The organism is Burkholderia sp. TSV86, assembly GCF_001522865.1.
GTDB lineage: Bacteria > Pseudomonadota > Gammaproteobacteria > Burkholderiales > Burkholderiaceae > Burkholderia.
Genome location: NZ_LOWB01000078.1, coordinates 71,995 through 92,616, shown reverse-complemented (window position 1 = coordinate 92,616; position 20,622 = coordinate 71,995). Strand labels below are relative to the sequence as shown.

Genomic DNA, 20,622 nt, shown 5'->3' with positions numbered 1-20,622 from the left:
GCTTCATCGTGTCATTCGCGGATCAATAGGCACCGGACTTCTTGAAGTCCTTCAGAGCGGCGTGCAATGCGCCCTCGTCGTCCTTCGACAAGTCCTTCGTGTCTTCGATGCGCTTGATGAGCTCGGCGTGGCTCGTCTTCAGATATTCGCGCAGACCCTTCTCGAACGGCAGCACGTCCTTGACGTCGAGGTCGTCGAGATAACCGTTGTTCGCCGCGAACAGCGATACCGCCAGCTCCCACACCTGCAGCGGCTGGTACTGCGGCTGCTTGAGCAGTTCCGTCACGCGGCGGCCGCGCTCGAGCTGCTTGCGGGTCGCTTCGTCGAGATCGGAGGCGAACTGCGCGAACGCCGCCAGCTCACGGTACTGCGCGAGGTCGGTACGGATACCGCCCGACAGCTTCTTCACGATCTTCGTCTGCGCGGCGCCGCCAACGCGCGACACCGACACGCCCGCGTTGATCGCGGGGCGGATGCCTGCGTTGAACAGGTCGGTTTCAAGGAAGATCTGGCCGTCGGTGATCGAGATCACGTTGGTCGGCACGAATGCGGTCACGTCGCCCGCTTGCGTTTCGATGACGGGCAGCGCCGTCAGCGAGCCGCTCTTGCCCTTCACTTCGCCGTTCGTGAACTTCTCGACGTACTCTTCCGACACGCGCGCGGCGCGTTCGAGCAGACGCGAGTGCAGATAGAACACGTCACCCGGATACGCTTCACGGCCCGGCGGACGGCGCAGCAGCAGCGAAATCTGGCGATAGGCCCACGCTTGCTTGGTCAAGTCGTCATAGATGATCAGCGCGTCTTGGCCGCGATCGCGGAAATATTCGCCCATCGTGCAGCCCGCATACGGCGCGAGATACTGCATCGCCGCCGAATCCGACGCCGACGCCGACACAACGATCGTGTACTCGAGCGCGCCGGTTTCTTCGAGCTTGCGCACCACGTTCATGATCGACGAAGCCTTCTGGCCGATCGCAACGTAGATACAGATAAGGTCCTTGCCCTTCTGGTTGATGATCGTGTCGATCGCCACCGCGGTCTTGCCGCATTGACGGTCGCCGATGATCAGCTCGCGCTGGCCGCGGCCGATCGGCACCATCGAGTCGATCGACTTCAGGCCGGTCTGCACCGGCTGCGACACCGACTTACGCCAAATCACGCCCGGAGCGATCTTTTCGATCGCGTCGGTCAGCTTCGTGTTGAGCGGGCCCTTGCCGTCGATCGGGTTGCCGAGCGCATCGACCACGCGGCCGATGAGTTCCGGGCCGACCGGCACTTCGAGAATGCGGCCGGTCGTCTTGACGATGTCGCCTTCGGAGATGTGCTCGTACTCGCCGAGAATCACCGCGCCGACCGAGTCGCGCTCGAGGTTCAGCGCGAGGCCGAACGTGTTGCCCGGAAATTCGAGCATTTCGCCCTGCATCACGTCCGACAGGCCGTGAATGCGCACGATACCGTCGGTCACGGAGATCACGGTGCCCTGGTTGCGAACGTCCGCGCTCGCTTCAAGGCCCTGGATCCGGCTCTTGATCAGCTCGCTGATCTCAGAGGGATTGAGTTGCATTATTCGCTCCTGATATTCAATTCTGTTGCGTGCCGGGCGCCGGGCTCAGGCGGTCAAAGCGGTCTGCAGGCCGGCGAGCCGCGCGCGAACCGAGCTGTCGAGCACTTCGTCGCCGACCGTCACGCGCACGCCGCCGATCAGCGACGGATCGACTTCGACCGTGGCTTTGAGCTTGCGCTTGAACTTGCGCTCAAGGCCCGCGACGAGTTCGCCGAGCTGGGCGCCTTCGAGCGCAAACGCACTGACGATCTTCGCGTCCGCCGCGCCTTCACGCGCATTCTTCAGCTCGTCGAACTGCTCGGAGATGGCGGGCAGCAGCGCGATCCGGTGATTGTCGATCAGCATCTGCACGAAGTTCTTGGCTTCCGCGCTCGCCGCGAGCGGCGATTTCGATGCGGCGAGCAACAGGTCGCGAACCTGCTCGCGCGTCACCTTCGGATTCGACGCGACGGACAACACTTCGGGCAATTGCGCAACCTGAGCCAGCTCTTGCACGAGCGTGGACCAGGCGGCGACGTCACCCGCCTCGGCCACGCGGAACAGCGCTTCTGCGTAAGGGCGGGCGATGGTTGCAAGTTCGGCCATGATCAGAGCTCGGCTTTCAGTTGATTCAGCAGTTCGGCGTGGGCCGTTTGATCGACTTCGCGCTTCAGGATCTGTTCGGCGCCTTTCACGGCGAGTGTCGCGACTTCGTTGCGCAGCGCTTCGCGAGCCTTCACGATTTGCTGTTCGGCATCCGCCTTTGCCTGCGCGACGATCCGCGCGGCTTCGGCCTGCGCGTTCGCCTTGATTTCGTCGGCGACAGCGAGTGCGCGTTTTTCAGCGTCAGCAATGCGTTGCTGGCCGTCGTTGCGGGCTTGTGCGAGTTCCTGGTCGACGCGCTTGTGCGCCGCCTCGAGTTCCGCCTTGCCCTTTTCCGCAGCGGCCAAGCCGTCAGCGATCTTTTTTGCGCGTTCGTCGAGTGCGTTGATCAGCGGCGGCCACACGAACTTCATCGTGAACCACGCGAGGATCAGGAACACGACCATTTGCGCAAACAGGGTTGCGTTGAGATTCACGGTGTTTCCTTATGCTATTGCCGGAAAACATGAAACGGTAAGGCGCTCATCGAGTTGCATTCGATCAGCGCCCCATCTCCGTTCCGCCCGCGCCCGGCGCGCCGGGCGCATTATTTCCGAGGAACCTTAGCCTGCGAGCTTCGACAGGAGCGGGTTCGCGAACGCGAACAGCATCGCCACACCCACACCGATCAGGAATGCAGCGTCGATCAGACCAGCCAGCAGGAACATCTTCGTTTGCAGCGGGTTGATGAGTTCCGGTTGACGCGCGCAGGCTTCAATGTACTTGCCGCCCATCAGGCCGATACCGATACAGGCGCCGATAGCACCCAGGCCGATGATGATGCCGATACCGACAGCGGTCAGACCTTGGATGTTGGCGATGAAAGCTTGCATGATCACTCCTTTGTGAAAAGACTTGGAACTGAGATTTAAAAAACCAAAAAACGAAACTCTTCTTGTTGGCCCAGCGCGCAGTTTAGTGCGCGTCGTGTGCCTGGCCGAGATACACCAGCGTCAGCATCATGAAGATGAATGCCTGCAACAGAACAATCAGGATGTGGAAGATTGCCCAGACACTGCCCGCGATCACGTGGCCGATAAAGCCGAGGAACGTTGCGTCGCCGCCGAAGCTCCACATGCTGCCGAGCAGGGCGATCAGCAAGAACACCAGCTCACCTGCGTACATGTTGCCGAACAGCCGCATGCCGAGCGACACGGTCTTGGCAACGAATTCGACGATATTGAGCGCGAGGTTCGGAATCCACAGCAGCGGGTGCGCGCCGAACGGCGCCGACAGCAACTCGTGCACGAAGCCGCCCGCGCCCTTGATCTTGATGTTGTAGTACAGCATCAGGAAGAACACGCCGAGCGCGATGCCGAGCGTACCGTTCAGGTCGGCCGTGGGGACGATGCGATGGTGGGAAATCACGCCCGACAGGCCCAGCCAGCCGATCACGCGGCCCGGCAGATCGACGGGAAGGAAATCGAGGGAGTTCATCAGGAAGACCCACACGAACACGGTCAGTGCGAGCGGTGCGATGAAGGTACGGTTGCCGTGAACGACCGCCTTCGACTGGTCTTCGACCATTTCGACGATCATTTCGATCAAGCATTGGAAGCGGCCCGGCACGCCGGAAGTCGCCTTGCGAGCGGCGAGGCGCAGCAGGATGATGGTCACGAGACCACAGACGATCGACCAGAACAGCGTGTCGATATTCCAGACATGAATGTCGAAGATCGACGTCTGATGCGTGGTGGAAAAATTCTGCAAGTGGTGCGCAATGTACTCGGACGGATCCGGAGCACGCGTGCCTTCGCTAGCTGCCATAGTCGTTAATGCCACCCAAATTGTCGAAAATCGTTTTTTGCGCATTCCCGCAATAGTTCATTACGGGAACACGCCGGCGCGAATACGAGTCAAATCCGCGCACTACTTGTTCTTTACCGCCAGGCCAGCGCGAGCCAGTACGTTTTCAGTACGACGAAATACGTGACGAGCAGCGCCGTCCAATGCACGCTGGGATATTCGAGCGCAACCGCAACGAACATCGCAATCGTCACGCCGAGCTTGAGCGCCTCGCCGGACATCCAACCCATCACCGAGCCGGCGCCAGCCAGCCTTAAACGTGCTGCGAACAACGCACTCGGCACCCAGCCGATCGCTCCGCCCAACAGAGCCGACTGCGCAGCAGCGCCCGGCGACTTCGAAAACAGCCACCACGCCAGCGTTGCAACCAGGGACAGGACCATTTGCGCGATCACCACCCGGCTGGGCGTAACGCGCGATGGCCGGCTCACTTCGGTTCCGAAAAGCGCTTGCGCTTCGGCCCGCGTGAGCGGAACGATATTGTTATCTTGCTGCTCGGCATCCCAGTCGTCACCGTCGAGCTTGCGTCGCTCGCCAGTCGCCGGAGCGGTGCGCGGCGCGCGCTGATGATCGTCATGCCTTTGATCCGGCGCCTGACTCGCCATCGCAAACTCCGCTAAGTCCGTCGTCGCCCCAAAGCTTTCCGCTAACTTTCAGGGGTGCCTTACTAACAAATCCGGGCGATTGTAAGCGATAGTTGCAGGCGATTCAAGACTTTAGACGCGACAAAAACCGCGTGAAACAGCGCTTCATGATGCGGTAACTTCCGCGATCTCGGGATACAGCAACTTGCCGTGCGACGGGACTTTCTGGTTCGAGCAGACAGTCAAACGGCCCGCGCGCCAATCTCACTGCCAAGTTTTGCAAGCTCAGACATAACGCAGCACGAGCGCTCCCACCGCCACGCTCACAAGACCGAACGGGATGCTCACGAGATGAAACGGCAACCACATGCGTGGCGCACGCGACAGCCGGATCGCGATCAGATTCGCAAGCGAGCCGATCGCGATACCGAACCCGCCGACACTCACGCCGAACGCCAGCGCACGCCAATCGCGCGTGAATTCGGATAGCACGATCGCCGCCGGCACATTGCTGATGCCTTGCGATAGCAACGCGCCGGCGGCGTATACGCGCAGCGGCGAATCGAGGCCGATGCTCTCGATTGTCCGATGAACAACGGGCAGCGCCGCCGCGCCGCGCAGCACGATGAACATCAGCACGAAGATCATCAACAACAGCCAGTCGATTTTCAATACCGCGTCGCGACATACGAACAGCAGCATCACGGCGACGGCAATCAATCCGGCAATCGCATGGTGGCTGTCGGCCAACGACACGAAGCCGGCGAATGCGACAGCCGCCGCAAATGCCAGTGGACGATTGACGAGGCTTACCACTCGATCCTTCGATAAATCGAGCGTGCGGCGCTTGAACGAACATGCGGTCAATACAAGCAGCAGCGCCATCAGCGCGGCCGCAAGTGGCCCGAGCTCGATCACGAAGCGGCCGAACGAGACGCCGCTCAATTGCCACAGAAAAAGGTTTTGCGGATTGCCGAGCGGCGTTGCGACTGCGCCTGCATTCACCGCAAGCGCGATATGAATCACCAGCCGCTTGAATGGCAGCGGCGTCAGCTCACGCAGCGACATGACCAACGGAATCACGACAAAGAGCGCGACATCATTGGTGAGCCAACTCGATAACGCTGCGGCAAACACGACGAGCAACACGGCAAGCCCGCGCTCCGAACGCACGCGATGCACGATTCGATGTGCGATCCACATCAGGACACCCGACAGCTCAAGCGCCTTTGTCAGCATCAGCAACCCGGCAAGTGTCGCGACAGTCTGCCAATCGACGAGCCGAACGAGCGTATCCGCCGATTGCGGATGAACGAACTGCAACACGATCGCCGCAGCGACGAGTATCGACGGCACCGGTTCGCGCGCAATGAAGGCAATGAGCGCGGCGATACGCGCCGTGCGCCTGTTACTGGCCAGATTCGACACGTCGGTCGTTATGCGGCAGTCACGTTGCCGCGCAGCCGCACGAGTATGCCTTCGAGCGCGTCAAGATCGCCGAAATCGATCGTCACCTGCCCGCGCCCACGGCGCCCCAGCTTAATCTTCACACTCGACGCAAGCAGATCCGACAGCTCCTCTTCGAGACGCCGCGTATCCCGGCCGCCGTCGTCCTTTGCGCGCGCCTTCACGGCCGGCTCGGCCTTCGTGATTTGCGCGACAAGCTTTTCCGTCTCGCGTACCGACAGCCGCTTATTGACAACCTGATGCGCAAGCGTGATCTGCGTCGCCGCATCGACAGCCAGCAGCGCGCGCGCGTGTCCCATGTCGAGATCGCCCGCCAGCAGCATCGTCTGCACGGGCGCTGCGAGATTCAGCAAGCGCAGCAGGTTCGACACCGCGCTGCGCGAACGCCCTACCGATTCTGCCGCCTGCTCGTGCGTGAAACCGAATTCGTCGAGCAAACGTTGAATGCCCTGCGCTTCTTCGAGCGGGTTCAGATCTTCGCGCTGAATATTCTCGATCAGCGCCATCGCCGCGGCGGCCTGATCGGACACGTCCTTCACGAGAACCGGCACTTCGTCGAGGCCCGCCAACCGCGCCGCACGAAAACGCCGCTCTCCGGCGATGATCTCGTATTTGTCTGATGAAATGGGCCGCACCAGGATCGGCTGCATTACGCCCTGCGCGCGAATGCTCGCGGCCAGCTCCTGCAAGCTCCCCTCGTCCATTCGGGTCCGCGGCTGGTATTTGCCTGCTTGCAGCTTGCCGAGCGCGAGCACGCTCGGCGCACCTTCGATCTTCACCGCTTCGGTGATATCGGCACTGCCGCCAAGCAACGCTTCTAGGCCGCGCCCCAGACCCTTTTTCTTTGCTACCGCATTCATGTTCCGTTACCTCGATTCTCGTCCAGGGACCCGCTCAAAGCGCCCGCACCCGCTCAATCATTTCGGCGCCGAACTGGATATATGCCTGTGCGCCACGCGACGCGCGATCGAACACCACGCCGGGCAGCCCGTAACTGGGCGCCTCGGCAAGGCGAACATTGCGTGGAATCACCGCATCGAACACTTTGTCGCCGAAATGCGCCTTCAATTGATCGGAGACCTGCTGTTGCAGCGTGATGCGCGGATCGAACATCACGCGGAGCAAGCCGATTACCTTCAGATCGCGATTCAGGTTCGCATGCACCTGCTTGATCGTATTGACGAGGTCAGACAGCCCCTCTAGCGCAAAATATTCACACTGCATCGGAATCACCACACCGTGCGCCGCGCACAAGCCATTCAGCGTCAGCAGCGACAACGCCGGCGGACAATCAATCAAAACGAAATCGTAGTCGTTGGCGACTTTCTCGAGCGCGGCTCTCAATTGGCGCTCGCGATTTTCGATTCCGACAAGCTCGATCTCCGCACCGGCCAACTCTCGATTCGCCGGCAACACGTCGTACTTCACCGCTTCCGGACGCACGCGCGCATCCGCCACCGTGACACCGTCCACCAGCACCTCGTAGACCGTCGACTCGCACTCGGCCTTGTCGATGCCGCTTCCCATCGTGGCATTGCCCTGCGGATCCAGATCGATCAGCAGCACGCGCTGCTCCTGCGCCGCGAGGCTCGCGGCGAGATTGACCGTCGTCGTCGTCTTGCCAACACCGCCCTTCTGGTTCGCCACGCAGAAGATTTTTGCCATCGTTGGTGTGTTCCTTTCTCTTCTTCAAATGAGCCGGACGCTCTCTCGCGCCGGTTAAATTGCTTCGTCGAGTTCGACTTCGATTAGATGCCGCTGCGCATCGAGCAACGGAACCGTCAGGCGAATTACCTGCTTGACGCGCGCGCCAGCTGGCAAGCGGCTTATCTCATCTTCGGGATGAACGCCCTTCATCGCCCAAATCGAGCCGCCCGGCGCAACCAAGTGCCGGGCCAGTGTAACGAAGTCTGCCAAGTCCGCGAATGCTCGCGACACGATCACATCGAATTTTCCTGGAATCGCCTTGCCGGGCTGCAACGTCTCGACCCGCCCTGTTACGACCGACAGATTGCCGAGCTTCAATTCGGCCTTCGCCTGCGTCTGGAAAGCGGATTTCTTGTGGACGATATCGTTCAACGTCACCTGCCATTCGGGCAACGCGATCGCAAGCACAATTCCCGGCAAACCGCCGCCGGAGCCAACGTCGAGCACGCTCGATGACGCACGCGTGCCGACATACGGGACGATCGACAGCGAATCCAGAATGTGCTGAATCAGCATCTGGCGCGGGTCGCGGATCGCGGTCAGGTTATAGACCGCGTTCCACTTCGCAAGCAGTTCCACGTAGTTGAGCAGCGCATTGCGTTGCGCATCGCTCAATGCAACGCCCAGCGCATTCGCTCCATTGGACAGCAGCGCTTCCAGTGTTTCCCGGCTGGCATTCGGGTTCTGACGATGTTGCACCGTCATTGCTGCTGCGCCGCCGTATTATCGGCCGCCGTGCCAGTGTTCGTCGCGGCCTCGGCGAGCTTACGCCGGCCAAGCCCGCGCTTCAGATGAACCATCAGCAAAGAAATTGCGGCGGGCGTAATACCCGAGATTCGCGATGCCTGGCCGATCGTTTCCGGACGGAATTGATTCAGTTTCTGACGCGCCTCAAACGACAACCCTCGCACTTCCGCGTAGTCGATCCCTTCTGGCAAACGGGTATTTTCATGGGCACCGTTGCGTTCGATCTCGCCAGCCTGACGCTCGATATAGCCTTGGTATTTGATACCGATTTCGACTTGCTCCTTGATTTGCTCGAGCAGAATCTTATCGTCCGCCAGCGGCTCGGCCGGGCCACATTCGCCACCACGCAATCCGCAAACGCCTTCGTAGCTAACGCCCGGCCGGCGCAGCAGCTCCGCGAGGCTGTATTCGTGCTCGATTGGCTTGCCCAGCAGCGCTGTAGCTTCGTCAGCAGGCAAAGTCTTTGGCGTTACCCATGTCGTGCGCAGCCGCTCGGTTTCACGTGAAACAGCATCGCGCTTCCGATTGAACGCATCCCAGCGAGCGTCGTCGACAATTCCCAGTTCACGTCCGATTTCGGTCAGTCGCATGTCGGCGTTATCCTCGCGCAAACTCAGCCGGTACTCGGCGCGGCTCGTAAACATGCGGTACGGCTCGGACACACCACGAGTTACCAAGTCATCGACAAGCACACCGAGATAAGCCTCATCGCGGCGCGAGCACCATGCATCTTTTTCCTGAGCGTAGCGACCTGCATTGACGCCCGCCAGCAATCCCTGCGCAGCAGCCTCTTCGTAGCCCGTCGTGCCATTGATTTGGCCCGCAAAAAATAGCCCTTGAATCGCTTTCGTTTCGAGCGATGCCTTCAGCGCACGCGGATCAAAATAGTCATACTCGATTGCATAGCCTGGGCGCAGGATATGCGCCTGCTCCAAGCCGCGCATGGAGTGCACGAGATCCAACTGCACATCGAACGGCAGGCTGGTCGAAATTCCATTTGGATAGAACTCGTTCGTCGTCAACCCTTCCGGTTCGAGAAAAATCTGATGCGCTTCTTTTGACGCAAAACGGTGAATCTTGTCCTCGATCGATGGGCAATAACGCGGGCCAACCCCTTCAATCACGCCGGTATACATCGGCGACCGATCGAGGCCACTACGAATGATGTCGTGGGTACGTTCGTTCGTATGGGTAACCCAGCAAGGCAATTGCTGCGGATGTTGTTCCGCACGACCGAGAAACGAGAACACCGGAATCGGATCAAGATCGCCTGGCTGTTCTTCGAGTTTCGAAAAATCGATCGTGCGGCCATCGATGCGCGGCGGCGTCCCGGTCTTCAGCCGCCCCTGCGGCAGCTTTAGCTCCTTGAGGCGTCCGGACAGCGAAACTGCCGCCGGATCACCCGCGCGTCCGCCGGTGTAATTATTGAGACCGACATGAATCTTGCCATCCAGGAATGTACCTGCCGTTAACACGACCGCACGAGCGCGAAAACGCACGCCGACTTGCGTAACCGCACCGATCACCCGATCCCCTTCGACCATCAGGTCATCGACCGCCTGCTGAAATAGCCATAGATTCGGCTGATTTTCGAGTCGTCGACGAATCGCCTGCTTGTATAGCAGTCGATCGGCCTGCGCCCGCGTGGCACGAACCGCCGGCCCTTTCGATGAATTGAGAATCCGAAACTGGATGCCGCTTTCGTCGGTTGCGGCGGCCATCGCACCACCCAGCGCATCGACTTCCTTGACCAGATGCCCTTTACCAATCCCGCCGATCGACGGATTGCAGCTCATCTGCCCAAGGGTTTCGATGTTATGCGTCAACAATAGCGTCTTTGCGCCCATGCGCGCGGAAGCCAGAGCAGCTTCCGTACCAGCATGGCCACCGCCGACGATGATGACGTCAAATTCAGTTGGATAAAGCATTGCGGACTTCGCGCGCAGAACGACGCGCGAACCTATCAGAGAAATGTATGGGCGGAATTATAGCGGGTTCGCTTTTGGCCCGACGCTCGTGCGGATGGCTAAACAGCAAAAACGCGGTGTTTCACGTGAAACACGTGATCCGTTTTATACGCCGAACCGTTTCCACACAGGATTTTTTACGAGCCCCAAATAGTTTTGGATCACCCAAGGGCTGTTTGCAAGCTCGGCTGCGCTATCTTCAATATTTGCTCGCCGGTTTCGAGCACGTAGCCGTAATCAGAAATTTGCAGGGTCGCTCGCGCATTCTGCTCGACCACCGGCGTTACGACGCCCGTCTCGCGCAACGCACTGATAATTCGGAACATATCTTTCACGATCAACGGTGCAACGCCAAGACTCGGTTCGTCGAGCACCCACAAATTTGGCTTCCCCATCAGCGCGCGCCTCCCAGGCACGAGATACATGCCACGCACGACGCGCTCCTCCACTGACCACGCACTCACGTCGTCCCCACCGTACCGAATCATGCCGGCCGCATTGCCATCCGTCGGCGATATACCCATCGCCGCATTGAGCAACGTCGATTTGCCCGCGCCGTTCGAACCAATCACGGCGACGATTACCGGGCGCCCACGTTGATCGACACCGGCGAACCACCTCGACCTTGCGATACGATGCCGACAAATCCTGTACCTCGAGCACGAACGGCCTGCTTGCGCCGTCATTTTACTGCGCCGGGATAAACCTCCTGCACCGCAGGATCGCGTCGGACTCCTGCGGCGGGCCTTCAGCAATCCGGATACCGAAATCCATGACGGCCAGCCGATCGGCCAGATTCATCATGAAATCCATATCGTGTTCGATAAGCAGCACGCTTACACCTTCTTTTTTCAGCATCCGCAACAATTCAACCAACGGCTGCTTCTCCTGATATCGCAGCCCGGCGGCCGGTTCATCGAGCAATAACAGCATCTCGGATCGCTACATAGCGCGCGCGCAATTTCAAGAATCCGCTGATGGCCTAACGCCAGGCCGCCCGCTTCGTCATACAAATGCGAGCCGAACCCGGCATGCCGAATCTGCGTCGCCACCTCGGCCATTAGTTGTACCTTTTCGTTCGCGTTCAATCCGACAATGCTGCACCAGATTCCGGCCGAACCTCACCCATGCGCACCGAGCACAACGTTGCCCAGCACGGTCATACCGGGCAGCAAATTGACGTGCTGGAACATACGGCCAATACTCCGATGGACGATTTCACGAGAACCCAACCCGTCGCCCCGTTCGGGCCGATCAACCCGACAATCTGCGACGCACGCACCTCGAAGCTCACGTCGCCTACCGCGACCAGCCCACCGAACTGCTTGTATGCGCCATCGACGGCGAACAACGTCTCGCCGGGTCGCGGCAAGCCCCGCTTCGGCAGCAGCGGTCCGTGATCCGGCGCTCGTCCAGCCGGCCCGCACGGCAAAAGGCGCGCGACGAACGGCCAAACACCCGCCCCGCGTATTGCAGCGGCACCATCATCAATGCGCCGAACACGATGTCTCGAAGTTGCCTTCCACACCGAGCAGGCTCGGCAGCAGCGTCTGCAAAGCGTCCTGCAACACCATGACGATTGCCGCGCCCAGTACCACCCCCACACATACGCAATGCCACCCACCACTGCCATAAAGAAATATTCGATCCCGTGATTCAAACCGAATGGCATCCGGATTAACTGCACGCTGCAGATGCGCATACAAAAAGCCCGAAATCGATGCCAGCGCCGCCGCGTAGACAAAGATCTCACCCGCATCCACCCGACGCTCACACCCATCGCCCCGGCCATCGCGCCACCGTCCGGCAGCGCGCGGATTGCCTGCCAGGCCTGCTGTTCAGCAGATTGGGGATCGGCACGATTGCCGCACGCACGACGCCCCAGATCAGGTAATAAAAAAGCCGCGGCTCGTATCGAGCGGCCAGCCGGACAGCGTGAACGAAGGAATGCCGTTGATGCCATCGTATTTGCCGAGCCAGCCGAGATTACCGAACAGAAAAAACAGTGCACCCCCCAAGCAATCGTTCCGAGCGGCAGAAAATGGCCGGACAGCCGCATCGTGACGACGCCGAGCACAAGCGCGACGAGCGCCGCAAACGCGACGAGCGCGGCCAAACCAAGCCACGGGCGACGTGTGCCCTTGCGTCGTCAGGTATGCCGTCGTATACGCACCGATGCCGGCGAATGCCGCCTGCCCCAAAGCTTGTCATTGCGCCGATGCCTGCTGTCGGCAACACGAGTCCGATCGCAACGAGCGCATAGAGCGCCCGATATAGTTCAACGGCATGATCCAGTATTGGGGAACGCGCGCGACGCCCGGCAGAACAGGCGGCGTGATCAGCACGGCGAGAAACAGCCAGAACGCACGATTGCACAAGATCGGCTTCATCGCATCATGCCCCGCCGTCTTATGCCTGTGCGCCGGTCAAACTGCGCCACCACGGTACCGGCACGATCAACGTGAAAACGATGGTCTCCTTATAGGCGCTCGCCCAGAACGACGAATACGCCTCGAGCACGCCGACGAGCGGCGCACTGGCCGCCGCCCAGCGAACCATTGACGAGCCCTCCGACGATCGCGCCCACAAAGCCTTTCAAGCCGATCAGAAAACCCGAATCGTAATAAATCGTCGCCAACGGTCCGACAAGCACGCCCGACAACGCGCTGAGCGCCGCGGCGAACGGTGAAGGCCCGCTGCCCAGCTTGGGCCGCGCCAATGCCAACGAGACGCACGCCGACACGGTTGAGCGCCGTCACGCAACGCCTTACCGAGCAGCGTGTGCTCAAAATACAGATAGAGCGCGGCGCCAGTCACCCAAAGACTTTGCATCGAAACAGATGCATGGCCCAATGCGAGTGCGGCATCGGAGAATGGCGTCGTGCGCGAGCCTTTAGCGCCGAACATCACGAGTCCGAACCCGACCATCGCGAAATGCACGGCCACCGACACAATCAGCAGCGGCGTCGTTTCCTTAGCGATCGGCTGATAGACGAGCCGGTAGACGAACGGCCCGAGCGGCACGACGATCGCGAGCGTGAGCGCGATCTGGGCCGGCATCGGCAGCTGCTGCAACGCGACGCTCGACGTCAGCGCGTAGATCGCGAGCGGCAACATAGCAGCCTGCAAGCGCCGTCAGCGCGCGGCCGAGTCGATGGCGGCGCGCGCGGATAATGAATCAGCTCGCCCGCTTCGAGCGGAAAACAGGCAATCTCCGCGACGAGCAGTAGCCAACGGGTTGCCGGAAACTTCCGCGCTTGGAACGTCGCGAGTGTCAGCGCGCCATAGGTGACGAATTTGCCCTGCGGGATGAAGATCGCGCGCGTCACGGAAAAAACGAGTACGAGCGCAAATGACAGCAGCGCATAGACTGCGCCGGTCGTGCCTCGGTCCTGTGCAATACCGCCGCGATAGAGAAATCCATCTGGCTTCTCCGGTTGGACGTGCGTCGACGAAAACCGCCACCCGGCAGACGCGCGGCCACCGGCTCATGCATTCACATGCAACTAAACTGTTCTCGGCACACTGCCTCGTATCTGCCGGTATCTGCACTGATCGCACCGGCCCGCGCCATCGGTGAGTCGTGCAGCCCAGCTCATCCGAGCCAGGCAATGCCGGCGACAGTCAATCCGCGTGCAACTTCCACTTGTCGCAGACAATCTGGACGTCACACGGGCACGCGTGTCGAAGCCGTTGTGATCGGCGGACGTCGTATTGATCACGCGCGGCACCGGCAGATTCCGAATATCTTCGAGTGCCGCGCGCAGCGCATCGCGAAATGCCTGCGTGCCCGGTTGCGCGTTCTTCAACGCATCGGAAATCGCCCGCTCCAGCATCAGGCCCGCGTCCCAAACGTGGCCACCGAAGGTCGACACGGCTCCCGCTCCGTATGCGCGCTCGTATGCAGCCTTGTACGCAAACGCAGCCCGCTTTGCCGGGTTCGAATTAGGAAGCTGATCGGCGACGAGCACCGGGCCTGCTGGCAACAGTTGCACGTCGCAATCCTCGCCACAAACGCGGAGAAAATCATTGTTCGCGATGCCATGCGCCTGATAGATCCTGCCCGAATAGCCGCGCTCTTTCAGCGTCTTGGCGGGCAGCGAAGCCAGTGTGCCCGCGCCGGCGATCAGCACGGCGCCGGGATGGACGGCGAGTGTCTTCAGCACCTGCCCCGTTATTGAGGTATCGGTGCGGTTATAGCGCTCGTTCGCGACAATCCCGATTCCATTTGCCGCCGCGGCCGCGCTGAACACGTTGGATCAGCCATCGCCGTAAGCATTCGCGAAACCGATGAAGCCCACCGTCTTCACACCACGCTTAGCCATGTAGTTCGCGAGCGAATCGGCCATCAACCGGCCGTTTTGCGGCGTCTTGAAAACCCATGCGCGCTTCGTATCCATTGGCCCAATGATCTGCGCGCTGGCGGCAAGCGAAATCATCGGCGTCTTGCCCTGCGCGACGACATCGATCAGCGCGAGCGAATTCGGCGTAATCGTCGAGCCGACAATCACATCGACGTGCTCCTCGTCGATCGGTTTGCGTGCGTTCTGCACCGCGCGATTCGTATCGGATGCGCCGTCGGGCACGATGTATCCGACGCGCTTGCCGCCGATCTCCTTCGGCAACAACGCAGCCGTATTCTTCTCAGGAATGCCGAGCGACGCGGCAGCGCCCGTTGCCGACACCGTGACGCCGATCTTTACTTGCGCTTGCACCAACGTGACGCCTGCGACGCAGCCGATTGCGAGCGCGATTTGCATCCAGCGCTCCATCTTCATGATGGACTTCATTGCACTGCGAAACGCGCAATAAAAAAGCGCTGTTGGACGGAATCCAACAGCGCTTCGGGTCGGGCAGTCTATGCCTCGAATGTCTCCTCGTTCTCCACCTGCAAATTCGTTTCGCGGTGCATCAGAACTGAGACGAAGATTAAAGCAAGCGCACTAGATGCGACAACCTAGCATTTACCCCTATGGTGCATCGCCGCACGAAAATAGGGCATGTCAAAGCCTACTCCGACGGGCGTTCGCGCCGTCCATTGCATCGGAATCCGAAATATTTTCATGCACTGCACGATTCCCTTCAAGACGAGCGCAGCGGCCGTATCCGCACAATCGCCTCGCCGACGATCCCACGCCTGAATGCGAGCACGCAGGCGATGAAAATGAGGCCGGTGACAATCGTCGCGGATTCGCCGAGCGAATGGAACCAGTTGATGCCCGTGGCTGACGCGAGCCACGCGCCGATGTCGCCAAGACGATCTTCGAGCGCGACGATCAGTGCCGCGCCCACGAGCGGGCCGAACAGCGTGCCCATGCCGCCGACGAGCGTCATCAGCACCACGAGACCGGACATCGTCCAATACGCGTCACCAAGCGTTTCGAAACCCAGCACGACGACCTTCAGTGCTCCTGCGAGCCCGGCAAGCGCAGCCGATAAGATAAACGCGAGCAGCTTGAAACGATCGGTGTCATAGCCGAGCGAAATCGCGCGCGGCTCGTTTTCCTTGATCGCAACGAGCACTTGCCCGAAAGGCGAATGGACGATGCGCACGATGAACGCACAGGCACACGTGACGACGGCGAGCACGACGTAGTACAGCGTCGAATCCGAAGACAGATCGACGAGCCCGAAAAGCCGGCCGCGCGGCACGCCCTGCAGGCCGTCCTCGCCATGCGTAAACGGAGCTTGCAGATAGATGAAGTACACCATCTGCGCGAACGCGAGCGTGATCATCGCGAAATAGATACCTTGCCGCCTGATCGCGAACAGGCCCACCACGACGCCGAGCAGCGTCGCGGCAGCCATGCCCGCGAGCACGCCGAGTTCGGGCGTCGCATGAAGCGACTGCATCGCATAACCCGTCATATAGCCCGCCGTCGCAAGAAACATCGCATGGCCGAACGACAGCAGGCCTGTATATCCGATCAACAGATTGAAGGCCGCGGCGAACAGCGCGAAGCACAATACCTTCATCATGAACACCGGATAGGCACCGATCAGCGGCGCGACGACGAGACCGGCCAACAACAGCCCGTAGAGCGCTTTTTTCTGCATCATCTTTCCTTGCCGAACAAGCCCGCCGGCCGGATCAGCAGCACAATCGCCATGATCACGAACACGACCGTCGCCGACGCCTCCGGATAGAACACCCTCGTCAGCCCCTCAATCACGCCGAGCATCAGGCCCGTGACGATCGAGCCCAGGATCGAGCCCATGCCGCCGATCACGACCACCGCGAACACGGTGATGATCATGGGCTGCCCCATCAGCGGCGAGACCTGGATCACCGGCGCGGCAAGCACGCCCGCGAATGCGGCAAGCGCGACGCCAAAGCCGTAGGTCAGCGTGATCATCAACGGCACATTGACGCCGAACGCCTCGACAAGCTTGGGGTTTTCGGTGCCCGCGCGCAGGTACGCGCCAAGCCGCGTCTTCTCGATCACGAACCACGTTGCGATGCACACCGCGAGCGATGCCGCGACCACCCAAGCCCGATAATTCGGCAGGAACATGAAACCGAGGTCCGTCGCGCCCGAGAGCAGCTCGGGCACGTCGTAAGGCTGTCCGGATGAGCCGTAGACCGAGCGGAATACGCCTTCCACGACGAGCGTGAGCCCGAACGTCAGCAGCAAACCATACAAATGGTCGAGCCGATAAAGCCAGCGCAGCATCGACCGCTCTATCAGGATTCCAAACAGACCGACGATTGCAGGCGCGAGCACGAGCATCGCCCAGTACGGCAGGCCGAGATACGCGAGCCCCATCCAGGCGAGCATCGCGCCCAGCATGAACAGCGCGCCGTGCGCGAAGTTGATCACGTTCAGAAGCCCGAAAATCACGGCGAGCCCGAGACTCAGGATTGCGTAGAACGAGCCGTTGACGAGCCCGAGCAGCAACTGGCTCAGCATCGCCGACGCCGGAATGCCGAAGATATTCATCGAATCTGCCGTCAGTCAGAAGTCGGTGGCCGCAGGCCGAAATGGCTTATTTCCATAACGCGCAACGCGTCTCCTGCTTCGTCGCGAACGCCTGCTCGCCCGGAATCGTCGCGAGGATCTTGTAGTAATCCCAAGGTTCCTTCGATTCGGACGGCTTCTTCACCTCCATCAGATACATGTCGTGAATCATGCTGCCGTCCGTGCGAACATAGCCTTTCGCGTAAAAATCGTCGATCTTCGCCTTGCGAAGCTGCGCCATCACCTTGTCCGAATCGGTCGAGCCCACTGCCTGCACCGCCTTCAGATACGTCGTCACCGCCGAATAATCCGCCGCCTGCAGGCTCGACGGCATCTTCTTCATTTTCGCGAAGTAACGCTGCGCCCACTGCCGCGACGCCTGATCGCGATTCCAGTACCAGCTGTCGGTGAGCACGAGACCTTGCGTCGTGTCGAGGCCGAGGCTGTGAATGTCGTCGATGAAGACGAGCAGCGCCGCAAGCTTCATCGTCTTCGTGATGCCGAACTCCTTGGCCGCCTTGATCGAGTTGACCGTGTCGCCGCCGGCGTTTGCCAGACCGAGAATCTGCGCCTTCGAGCCCTGCGCCTGCAGCAGGAACGACGAAAAATCCGACGCGGACAGCGGATGACGCACTTCGCCTAGCACCTGGCCGCCGTTCGCTTTGACGACATCGCTCGTATTCTTCTCAAGCGATTTGCCGAATGCGTAATCCGCGGTCAGGAAAAACCACGTCTTGCCGCCGCGCTTCGTGACGGTCGAGCCCGTGCCTTTGGCGAGCGCCATCGTGTCGTATGCATAGTGGATCGTGTATGGCGTGCACTGCTCGTTCGTCAGCGTGTCCGCGCCCGCACCGATGTTGATGTAGATCTTCTTCTTTTCCGCCGCGACCTGGTTCGTCGACAACGCGGTCGCCGAGTTCGTGCCGCCGACGATCATGTCGACGCCGCCTCGATCGATCCATTCGCGCGCCTTCGACGCCGCGATATCGGCCTTGTTCTGGTGATCGGCATAGACAAGCTCGATCGGCTTGCCGTTGACCTTGCCGCCGAAATCGGCCACCGCCATCTTGATCGCCTCGAGGCCGCCTTGGCCGTCGATATCGGCGTACAGGCCCGACATATCGGTGATGAAGCCGATCTTCACGGTATCCGCGGCATGCACGGCATGCGCCGACCACGCGGCGGCAGCGGTCAGACACGCGTAAGCAAGGGTCCTGAATTTCATTCACGTCTCCTGATCGGTATTGTCTTTATCGAATTCCAGCACCGCACATCGGGGCCGCCCGTGCGGCCGGCAAGCGCCGCACCGGAGCCGTCTTGATACGAACCATCGCTAAATGCCGAGCAGATCGTGCAGCACGGGCATCTTGCCGTCGAGTTCGGCCGCGCCGAAATGCTCGACGATGCGCCCGTGCTCCATCACGTAAAAGCGGTCGGCAAGCGGCGCCGCGAAGCGGAAGTTCTGCTCGACCATCACGATCGTGTAGCCGCGCGCCTTCAGGGTGACGATCATCGTGGCGAGCGTCTGCACGATGACAGGCGCGAGCCCCTCGGAAATCTCGTCGAGCAGCAACAGGTTCGCGCCCGTGCGCAAGACGCGCGCAATCGCGAGCATTTGTTGCTCACCGCCCGACAGCCGCGTGCCCTGGCTCGCACGCCGCGCCGCGAGATTTGGAAACATCCGGTAAATATCGTCGACAGACATCGCATGCGCGCGCGCGCCAACGACAGGCGGCAGCAGCAGATTCTCCTCGCACGACAGGCTCGAGAAGATGCCGCGCTCCTCCGGGCAATAACCGACACCGTGATGCGCGATCTTGTGCGTCGGCAGTCCGATCGTCTCGTGGCCCGCGACCTTGATCGAGCCGCTGCGCCTGCCGGTCAAGCCCATGATCGCGCGCAGCGTCGTCGTGCGGCCGGCGCCGTTGCGGCCGAGCAGCGTGACGACCTCGCCGCGGCGCACCGTCAGATCGACGCCGTGCAGAATGTGCGATTCGCCATACCACGCCTCGAGCCCCGCGATGTCGAGCGCAGGCGCGCCGTCCCCGGCGCTCTTCAGCGCCCGCTCTTCCCGTTCGCTGTGATTCATGCGTGCGCTCCCGCCAGCGCCGCGTCGGTACTGCCCATGTACGCCTCGACCACGAGCGGATTCTTCGACACCTCCGCATACGTGCCTTCGGCAAGCACCTCGCCGCGCTGCAGGACCGTGATCGTATCGGAGATGCCCGCGATCACGTTCATGTTGTGCTCGACCATCAGAATCGTGCGGCCGCTCGCGACCTTCTTGATGAGCGCCGTCACGCGATCGACATCTTCGTGTCCCATCCCCTGCGTCGGCTCGTCGAGCAGCATCAGTTCGGGCTCCATCGCGAGCGTCGTCGCGATTTCGAGTGCGCGCTTGCGGCCATATGCAAGCTCGACCGTCGGCACATGCGCGAAATCGGACAGGCCGACCTGCGTGAGCAGATCCATCGCACGATCGTCGAGTTGCCTGAGCGAGCGCTCGCTGCACCAGAAATGGAATGCCGTGCCGAGCGAGCGCTGCAGGCCGATCCGCACGTTCTGCAGGGCGCTCAGATGCGGAAACACCGCGGAAATCTGAAACGAACGGATCACGCCACGCCGCGCGATCTGCGCGGGGCGCTCGTCGGTGATATCGATGCCGTTGTAGACGATCTGGCCCGCGGTGGGCTTCAGGAATTTGGTCAGGAGATTGAAGCACGTGGTCTTGCCCGCGCCGTTCGGTCCGATCAGCGCATGGATCGAGCCTCGCCGCACGCGCAGGTTCACGCCGTTGACGGCAACGAAGCCTTTGAATTCCTTCGTGAGTTCCCGCGTTTCGAGAATCGTGTCGCCGAGAATCATGTTCCCTTCCTGCGAATTGAGGCGAAGCGCCGGGCGATATCGCTCAAACGGCCACGAAGCGTTCAGCGGGTATGAGTCTGCCCCCGAGCTTGATGTGTTGCATCGAGACTGGTCTCCTCGAAGCAAGCCGCGGATTCGGAATGCGTGTCATTGTCGCGCCGTTGGTGCAGTGCATTCATTGGGATTTGCACTTATAGGGTGCGGCAATCGTCAATGCCCGCCCAGCCGCGCGCCGCGTGCGTTTTACCGAATGCGCCACCCGCGCTTTTGGGTTAACCCTCAGCCGATTTTTTATTGCATTTTATTGACGATTTTTTATTGGCCGAGGATTTCAA

General features: G+C 60.8%; 16 protein-coding genes and 4 pseudogenes. All 20 read right to left on the bottom strand.

The window, feature by feature from the left end; genetic code table 11:
• Positions 1-22: 22 nt before the first annotated feature.
• The 20 genes and pseudogenes from atpA to WS68_RS14420 all read right to left on the bottom strand — a co-directional run bounded on the left by atpA (position 23) and on the right by WS68_RS14420 (position 20,287).
• Positions 23-1,564 (bottom strand): F0F1 ATP synthase subunit alpha, encoded by a 1,542-nt coding sequence (atpA, locus tag WS68_RS14525; protein ID WP_059517002.1) that lies wholly within the window; start codon positions 1,562-1,564, stop codon positions 23-25.
• 45 nt (positions 1,565-1,609) lie between these two features.
• Positions 1,610-2,149 (bottom strand): F0F1 ATP synthase subunit delta, encoded by a 540-nt coding sequence (locus tag WS68_RS14520; protein WP_059571468.1) that lies wholly within the window; start codon positions 2,147-2,149, stop codon positions 1,610-1,612.
• 2 nt (positions 2,150-2,151) lie between these two features.
• Complete coding sequence (locus WS68_RS14515) at positions 2,152-2,622, bottom strand: F0F1 ATP synthase subunit B (RefSeq protein ID WP_059517006.1); 471 nt, start codon at positions 2,620-2,622, stop codon at positions 2,152-2,154.
• 126 nt (positions 2,623-2,748) lie between these two features.
• The gene (gene atpE, locus WS68_RS14510) at positions 2,749-3,018 is read right to left on the bottom strand and encodes a F0F1 ATP synthase subunit C (protein ID WP_012734176.1); all 270 of its coding nucleotides are present in this window, start codon (positions 3,016-3,018) and stop codon (positions 2,749-2,751) included.
• A gap of 82 nt (positions 3,019-3,100) precedes the next feature.
• Entirely contained in the window at positions 3,101-3,952 is an 852-nt protein-coding gene (gene atpB, locus WS68_RS14505) for a F0F1 ATP synthase subunit A (RefSeq protein ID WP_059571467.1), read from the bottom strand.
• A 113-nt stretch (positions 3,953-4,065) separates the two neighbouring features.
• On the bottom strand, positions 4,066-4,596 hold the full coding sequence (locus WS68_RS14500; RefSeq protein WP_059571466.1) for an ATP synthase subunit I: 531 nt from the start codon (positions 4,594-4,596) through the stop codon (positions 4,066-4,068).
• 264 nt (positions 4,597-4,860) lie between these two features.
• Positions 4,861-6,003 (bottom strand): SLC13 family permease, encoded by a 1,143-nt coding sequence (locus tag WS68_RS14495; RefSeq protein ID WP_059571465.1) that lies wholly within the window; start codon positions 6,001-6,003, stop codon positions 4,861-4,863.
• Positions 6,004-6,011: 8 nt separating this feature from the next.
• A complete protein-coding gene (locus WS68_RS14490) occupies positions 6,012-6,902 on the bottom strand; it encodes a ParB/RepB/Spo0J family partition protein (RefSeq protein ID WP_059571464.1) in 891 nt (296 codons plus the stop codon).
• A gap of 34 nt (positions 6,903-6,936) precedes the next feature.
• The gene (locus tag WS68_RS14485) at positions 6,937-7,707 is read right to left on the bottom strand and encodes a ParA family protein (RefSeq protein WP_059517010.1); all 771 of its coding nucleotides are present in this window, start codon (positions 7,705-7,707) and stop codon (positions 6,937-6,939) included.
• 54 nt (positions 7,708-7,761) lie between these two features.
• Positions 7,762-8,454, bottom strand: coding sequence for a 16S rRNA (guanine(527)-N(7))-methyltransferase RsmG (gene rsmG / locus WS68_RS14480; protein WP_059571463.1), 693 nt, complete (start codon positions 8,452-8,454; stop codon positions 7,762-7,764).
• Positions 8,451-10,424 (bottom strand): tRNA uridine-5-carboxymethylaminomethyl(34) synthesis enzyme MnmG, encoded by a 1,974-nt coding sequence (gene mnmG / locus WS68_RS14475; protein WP_059571462.1) that lies wholly within the window; start codon positions 10,422-10,424, stop codon positions 8,451-8,453. Before mnmG ends, rsmG begins: the two co-directional genes overlap by 4 nt.
• Positions 10,425-10,568: 144 nt before the next feature.
• A pseudogene (locus WS68_RS14470) lies at positions 10,569-11,126 on the bottom strand (ATP-binding cassette domain-containing protein).
• 19 nt (positions 11,127-11,145) lie between these two features.
• Positions 11,146-12,853: pseudogene (locus WS68_RS26225) on the bottom strand (branched-chain amino acid ABC transporter ATP-binding protein/permease).
• 19 nt (positions 12,854-12,872) lie between these two features.
• Positions 12,873-13,887 (bottom strand): annotated as a pseudogene (locus WS68_RS14450) (branched-chain amino acid ABC transporter permease).
• Positions 13,888-14,087: 200 nt separating this feature from the next.
• Positions 14,088-15,241: pseudogene (locus WS68_RS14445) on the bottom strand (ABC transporter substrate-binding protein).
• 304 nt (positions 15,242-15,545) lie between these two features.
• Positions 15,546-16,520: a branched-chain amino acid ABC transporter permease gene (locus WS68_RS14440; RefSeq protein WP_059571577.1), complete on the bottom strand. Its 975-nt coding sequence runs from the start codon at positions 16,518-16,520 to the stop codon at positions 15,546-15,548.
• A complete protein-coding gene (locus tag WS68_RS14435) occupies positions 16,520-17,404 on the bottom strand; it encodes a branched-chain amino acid ABC transporter permease (RefSeq protein ID WP_059571457.1) in 885 nt (294 codons plus the stop codon). Before WS68_RS14435 ends, WS68_RS14440 begins: the two co-directional genes overlap by 1 nt.
• Positions 17,405-17,450: 46 nt before the next feature.
• Positions 17,451-18,647 carry an ABC transporter substrate-binding protein gene (locus tag WS68_RS14430; RefSeq protein WP_059571456.1) on the bottom strand — a complete coding sequence of 399 codons (1,197 nt, stop codon included), beginning with the start codon at positions 18,645-18,647 and terminating at the stop codon, positions 17,451-17,453.
• 108 nt (positions 18,648-18,755) lie between these two features.
• A complete protein-coding gene (locus tag WS68_RS14425) occupies positions 18,756-19,511 on the bottom strand; it encodes an ABC transporter ATP-binding protein (RefSeq protein ID WP_059571455.1) in 756 nt (251 codons plus the stop codon).
• Positions 19,508-20,287 carry an ABC transporter ATP-binding protein gene (locus tag WS68_RS14420; protein WP_059571454.1) on the bottom strand — a complete coding sequence of 260 codons (780 nt, stop codon included), beginning with the start codon at positions 20,285-20,287 and terminating at the stop codon, positions 19,508-19,510. Before WS68_RS14420 ends, WS68_RS14425 begins: the two co-directional genes overlap by 4 nt.
• Positions 20,288-20,622 lie beyond the last annotated feature (335 nt).

Coding starts and splice junctions, on each gene's coding strand:
- atpE (WP_012734176.1), bottom strand. CDS start 3,018: ATGCAAGCTTTCATCGCCAACATCCAAGGTCTGACCGCTGTCGGTATC.
- WS68_RS14520 (WP_059571468.1), bottom strand. CDS start 2,149: ATGGCCGAACTTGCAACCATCGCCCGCCCTTACGCAGAAGCGCTGTTC.
- mnmG (WP_059571462.1), bottom strand. CDS start 10,424: ATGCTTTATCCAACTGAATTTGACGTCATCATCGTCGGCGGTGGCCAT.
- WS68_RS14420 (WP_059571454.1), bottom strand. CDS start 20,287: ATGATTCTCGGCGACACGATTCTCGAAACGCGGGAACTCACGAAGGAA.
- WS68_RS14425 (WP_059571455.1), bottom strand. CDS start 19,511: ATGAATCACAGCGAACGGGAAGAGCGGGCGCTGAAGAGCGCCGGGGAC.
- atpA (WP_059517002.1), bottom strand. CDS start 1,564: ATGCAACTCAATCCCTCTGAGATCAGCGAGCTGATCAAGAGCCGGATC.
- rsmG (WP_059571463.1), bottom strand. CDS start 8,454: ATGACGGTGCAACATCGTCAGAACCCGAATGCCAGCCGGGAAACACTG.
- WS68_RS14430 (WP_059571456.1), bottom strand. CDS start 18,647: ATGAAATTCAGGACCCTTGCTTACGCGTGTCTGACCGCTGCCGCCGCG.
- WS68_RS14485 (WP_059517010.1), bottom strand. CDS start 7,707: ATGGCAAAAATCTTCTGCGTGGCGAACCAGAAGGGCGGTGTTGGCAAG.
- WS68_RS14490 (WP_059571464.1), bottom strand. CDS start 6,902: ATGAATGCGGTAGCAAAGAAAAAGGGTCTGGGGCGCGGCCTAGAAGCG.
- WS68_RS14500 (WP_059571466.1), bottom strand. CDS start 4,596: ATGGCGAGTCAGGCGCCGGATCAAAGGCATGACGATCATCAGCGCGCG.
- WS68_RS14435 (WP_059571457.1), bottom strand. CDS start 17,404: ATGAATATCTTCGGCATTCCGGCGTCGGCGATGCTGAGCCAGTTGCTG.
- atpB (WP_059571467.1), bottom strand. CDS start 3,952: ATGGCAGCTAGCGAAGGCACGCGTGCTCCGGATCCGTCCGAGTACATT.
- WS68_RS14440 (WP_059571577.1), bottom strand. CDS start 16,520: ATGCAGAAAAAAGCGCTCTACGGGCTGTTGTTGGCCGGTCTCGTCGTC.